Below are 5,127 nucleotides of genomic sequence, written 5' to 3' on the forward strand. Positions count from 1 at the left end.
GGGCATGGCTGCGGGTATCAGGCTTTCGATACCCGCAACGATACCCGCAATTTAACCGGATGACAATGGACAATGATGGTTGCTGTTGACCTTCAAAGCCGCGCCGCTTCTGGCTTTCAGCTTGGGTATTGGACAACCTTGGAGCTTACCGGATGCCGATGATAGTTATCGATCATCAAAAGCATGTTTGAATTCTCCGGCAGGGTCACGCGTCGCGGGTATCGAGGCCGGACTCGGCCATCTCGGCCGCACGCAACATCGCGCGGGCCTTGTTGCGGGTTTCCTGCCACTCGGCGTCCGGATCGGAGTCGGCAACGATGCCGGCACCGGCCTGGACGTGAATCTGTCCATCCTTGACCACCGCGGTGCGGATCGCGATCGCCAGGTCCATATCGCCGTGAAAGCCGAGATAGCCGGCGGCACCGGCATAGATGCCACGCTTGACCGGCTCGAGCTCGTCGATGATCTCCATTGCACGTACCTTGGGCGCGCCCGACACGGTGCCGGCCGGGAAGCTCGCGCGCAGTACCTCGAGCGCGTTGAGTCCGTCCTTGAGCCGTCCCTCGACATTGGAGACGATGTGCATCACGTGCGAATAGCGCTCGACGTTGAATTGCTCGGTGACCTTCACGGTGCCGATCTCGGACACCCGTCCAGCGTCGTTGCGACCAAGGTCGAGCAGCTGCAGATGCTCCGCGCGCTCCTTCTCGTCGGCGAGCAGATCGTGTTCGAGCGCGCTGTCCTCGGCCGGGGTGGCTCCGCGCGGGCGTGTGCCGGCGATCGGCCGAACGGTGACCCGCCGACCGCCACCGTCGTCGTCCAGGCGCACGAGAATCTCGGGCGAGGCGCCGACCACGTGAAAATCCTCGAAATTGAAGTAGAACATGTAGGGCGAGGGATTCAGCGTGCGGATCGCGCGATACAGCGCCAGCGGACTGGCGGCGAAAGGCTTGCTCATGCGCTGCGACAAGACCACCTGCATGATGTCGCCATCCACAATGTATTGCTTGGCACGAAGCACCGCCTGCTTGAACGCCGCCTCGCCGAAGCTGGATTCGGCTTCGCTCGACTCGGCGCGGGTGTCCTCCGGAATCTCGACCGGCGCCCGCAGCCGCTCGACCAGCTCACGCAGCCGACGACGGGCGCGCTTGAAGGCGCCAGGCACTTCGGGTTCGGCATACACCACAAGCGTCAGCTTGCCGGAAAGGTTGTCGACGATCGCGATCTCCTCGGACAGCAACAGCAGGATGTCCGGGGTGTCGAGCGTGTCGCCCTTCTCGACGCTGGCCAGGCGCGGCTCGATGTAGCGCACCGTGTCGTATCCAAAGCAGCCGACCAGCCCCCCCGCAAAACGCGGCAAGCCGTCACGCGGCGGCACCTTGATGCGAGCCATGAACTCGGCGACATAGTTCAGCGGATCGCCGTAGTCCCGCCGCTCGACCAGGCGATTGCCGGTCAGCAACAGCGCAGAACGCCCATAGACCTCGATCCGGGTCGAGGCGGCAAGCCCGATCATGGAGTAGCGGCCAAAACGCTCGCCGCCCTGCACCGATTCGAGCAGGTAGCTCCATGGCTCGTTGGCGAGCTTCAGGTAAATCGAAAGCGGGGTATCGAGGTCGGCGAAGGTTTCGAGCGTGACCGGGATACGGTTGTAACCCTGCGCTGCAAGGTCGTTGAATTCCTGCTCAAGCATGGGGACTCCACTGGATCGGACTTTGGGGTACTGCACTGGGGCGCGACGGACGTCGCGCAGGGGCTTCGCTCGTTATCGGCCCGAGGGCCAACGCCAGAACCATGCGGCAGCATGGTGCAGTGGATTGGCAGTGCGAATTGTCCGAGGAGTGTGAGTCACGACTGGAGTGCGCTATCCGAAATGAATGAACCGACGATCCGCCGGCTTCACACCGACGCATTGCTTCGCCGGATACGGGGCAAGGCATCGATTGCTGAGGATAGTAGCCCATCGCATTCGATGCTGTCCACAGGCATGCCCTCGCTGTAGCCATAGGTGACCAGCAGCACCGGAATCCCGGCTCCACGCGCCGCCAGGGCATCGTTGGCCGAGTCGCCGATCAGCAGTGCGCGCCCGAGCGCAACGCCGAGCAACTCACAAGCATGACTCACGACCGCCGGATCCGGTTTCTTCACGCTCAGCGTATCGCCGCTGACGACGACATCGAAGTACGGCGCGAGCCCGGTACGTTCTAGCAACGGCACCGTGAAGTCCTGAGCCTTGTTGGTCACCACCGCCAGCCGGAGCTCAGCCTCGCGCATGCGTTGCAATGCCTCGAGCACCCCGGGGTAGACCCGTGTGCGTGAACCGTTCACCTCGGCGTAGTGTCGCTTGAACACCATGATGGCGTCGTCGATCTCGCGTTCGCTCGCCTCCTGCCCGTCGGTCATGCAGCGCTGTACCAGGTTGGGGATGCCCTTGCCGACGAAGCTGCGGATTTCGTCCAGCGTGCGCTGTGGACGCGACAGATCGGCAAGCATGCGATTGGACGCTTCGGCCAAATCGGCGATCGTATCGAGCAGGGTACCGTCCAGGTCGAACAGCACCCCGTCGACGTCGAAACTCGCATTGCTCATGCCGCCACCCGGGCGAGTTCCTTGCGCAAGGCGCCAATGACGCTGTCGTAGCGGTGCGGGTCATCCGTGGAGGCGGCGCCGAACACCGCGGAACCGGCGACGAAGGTGTCTGCGCCCGCTCGTGCGATCTCGGCGATGTTGTCCGCCTTCACCCCGCCATCGACCTGAAGCATGATCCGGCGCCCGGTCTTTTCCTCGTAGGCATCCAGCCGCACGCGTGCCTCGCGCAGCTTGTCGAGCGCGCCAGGGATGAACTTTTGCCCGCCAAAACCCGGGTTGACGCTCATCAGCAGCACGAGATCAACGCGATCCATGACGTGGTCCAGCCAGGCCAGCGGCGTCGCCGGGTTGAATACCAGCCCAGCCTGACAACCGTGCTCGCGAATCAGTGCGAGGCTGCGATCGACATGCTCGGACGCCTCGGGGTGAAAGCTGATCAGATTGGCGCCGGCCTTCGCGAAATCGGGAACGATGCGATCGACCGGCTTGACCATCAGATGCACGTCGATCGGCGCTTCGGTGTGCGGCCGGATCGCCTCGCACACCAGTGGGCCGATGGTGAGATTGGGCACGTAATGGTTGTCCATTACGTCGAAGTGGATCCAGTCCGCGCCAGAGGCGATGACATCGCGCACTTCCTCGCCGAGGCGGGCGAAATCGGCCGAAAGTATGCTGGGGGCGATCCTGAACATCAGCGACTCCTGACTAAGCTGGCGAAACGCCGAAGTTTAGCCGAGTTCGGATCAGCGCACGCAGACCCTGCGCACCTGCGCCATATCAGTGATGCCTGCCAGGGTCTTCTCGATGCCGTCCTGGCGCAGGGTGCGCATACCCTCGGCCAGCGCGCTTGCGAGCAAGTCGTCCACCCGGGCGCGCTCCTGGATCAGCCGCTTGAGGTTACCCGAACCCGGCATCAACTCGTGCAAACCCACCCGCCCTTTGTAACCGCCGGTGCACTCAGGGCAGCCAACCGGTCGATACAGCGTAAAACGGCCGTCGCGATCCGCAAAACGCCTGCGCCAGTCGTCCAGAATCGCCGTGCTGGCGGCTTGCGGGTCGGCGACAAAGGCCGGGGTCAGGTGCATGTCCTCGCAGTACTCGTGCAACAGGCTCTCGATCTCTTCCTGCTCCGGATGGTAGGCCTCGCGGCACTTGGTGCACAGTCGTTTGGCCAGTCGCTGTGCGAGCACGCCCAGCAGGGCATCGGCAAAATTGAATGGGTCCATACCCATGTCGAGCAGGCGCACAACGGACTCGGGCGCGCTGTTGGTGTGCAGGGTCGAGAAAACGAGGTGACCAGTCAGCGAGGCTTCGATGCCGACCGACACGGTTTCGACGTCGCGCATCTCGCCGACCATGATTACATCGGGATCGGCGCGCAGAAAGGCCCGCATCAGCGTGGCGAAATCCAGCCCGGCCTTGCGATTGACCTGCACCTGGCGCAACCCTTTCTGCGTGATCTCGACCGGATCCTCTGCAGTCCAGATCTTGGTTTCGGGCGTGTTGATATGGCCGAGAATGGAGTGCAGTGTGGTGGTCTTGCCTGAGCCGGTCGGGCCACAGACAAAGAAGATGCCATAGGGGCGAGAAATCGCCTTCTTCAGCCGCTCCATGTTCGAGGGCGACAGCCCGAGCTGATCCAGCGGCAGCGGCTCGCCACCGGCCAGCACCCGCATCACGACATCTTCCAGCCCGCCGGCGGTGGGCACGGTCGCAACCCTCAGTTCGATGTCCAGCGGCGCGAACTTGCGGAACTTTATCTTCCCATCCTGCGGCCGCCGTCGTTCCGCAATATCGAGATCGCACATGATCTTGATCCGGGTCACCAGCGGGTTGCGGTAACTTGCTGGCACCTTGATGTAGGGCACCAGGGTACCGTCCTTGCGGAAGCGGATGAGAGTCTTCTCTTTACCGGGGCGGGGTTCGATGTGTATGTCGGATGCGCCCTGACGGTAGGCGTCGATGATGACCTTGTTCACCAGCTTGACGAGCTCGTTGTCGGCTGCAGCTGACAAGTCGTCAGCGACCGAACTGTCATTCTCGTCGTCATTCAGATCGGAGAGCAGATCGGAGACTGACCCGGTATCCAGCGTCGGCTCGAAGAACTGGTCGACGGTGAGGGCGAACTCTGCGCGTGTCGTGACGCGCATGACCAGATGACTTTTGGGAAAGACGTTGTGCGCCACGCGGGAGGCGCGCACTTGCTCCGGGTCGGTGGTCAGGATGACCAGACCCTCAGGTGTTTCCTCGAGCGGTAGCCAGTGGTTCTGCTCGACGTACTCGCGCTTGATGTTGCGCAGCAAGTCCACCTGCTTGATGCGGTCGGCGCGAAACGGCTCATAAGGCACGTGATAGAAGCGGGCAGCCGCCTCACCAATCTCCGCCAGGCTTAGCTTGTACTGCTCCTGCAGCACGGATTCGACTGTAGACCCACTCTCCCGAGCGATGCGTGTAGCCTGCTCAAGCTCGCCCGCACCCAGCCGACCATTGGCCACCAGGGCATCGAAACGCGAGCGCAGCATCGAAGGCTGTGCCGAA

The 5,127-nt window shown here is 62.9% G+C and carries 4 protein-coding genes; all 4 read right to left on the reverse strand.

Annotation, left to right across the window (positions count from 1 at the left end):
- Positions 1 to 205 precede the first annotated feature (205 nt).
- A complete protein-coding gene (gene trpE / locus GPA21_RS19230) occupies positions 206 to 1,693 on the reverse strand; it encodes an anthranilate synthase component I (RefSeq protein WP_168989690.1) in 1,488 nt (495 codons plus the stop codon).
- Between the two features lie 206 nt (positions 1,694 to 1,899).
- On the reverse strand, positions 1,900 to 2,589 hold the full coding sequence (locus GPA21_RS19235) for a phosphoglycolate phosphatase (RefSeq protein WP_168989691.1): 690 nt from the start codon (positions 2,587 to 2,589) through the stop codon (positions 1,900 to 1,902).
- The gene (rpe, locus tag GPA21_RS19240; RefSeq protein ID WP_168989692.1) at positions 2,586 to 3,281 is read right to left on the reverse strand and encodes a ribulose-phosphate 3-epimerase; all 696 of its coding nucleotides are present in this window, start codon (positions 3,279 to 3,281) and stop codon (positions 2,586 to 2,588) included. Before rpe ends, GPA21_RS19235 begins: the two co-directional genes overlap by 4 nt.
- A gap of 51 nt (positions 3,282 to 3,332) precedes the next feature.
- Positions 3,333 to 5,127: GspE/PulE family protein (locus GPA21_RS19245; RefSeq protein WP_168989693.1), on the reverse strand; the 1,795-nt coding region annotated here is incomplete at its 5' end.

Origin of the sequence: Azoarcus taiwanensis, assembly GCF_012910885.1 — a bacterium.
Lineage (GTDB): Bacteria > Pseudomonadota > Gammaproteobacteria > Burkholderiales > Rhodocyclaceae > Azoarcus_F > Azoarcus_F taiwanensis.

Coding starts and splice junctions, on each gene's coding strand:
- rpe (WP_168989692.1), bottom strand. CDS start 3,281: ATGTTCAGGATCGCCCCCAGCATACTTTCGGCCGATTTCGCCCGCCTC.
- GPA21_RS19235 (WP_168989691.1), bottom strand. CDS start 2,589: ATGAGCAATGCGAGTTTCGACGTCGACGGGGTGCTGTTCGACCTGGAC.
- trpE (WP_168989690.1), bottom strand. CDS start 1,693: ATGCTTGAGCAGGAATTCAACGACCTTGCAGCGCAGGGTTACAACCGT.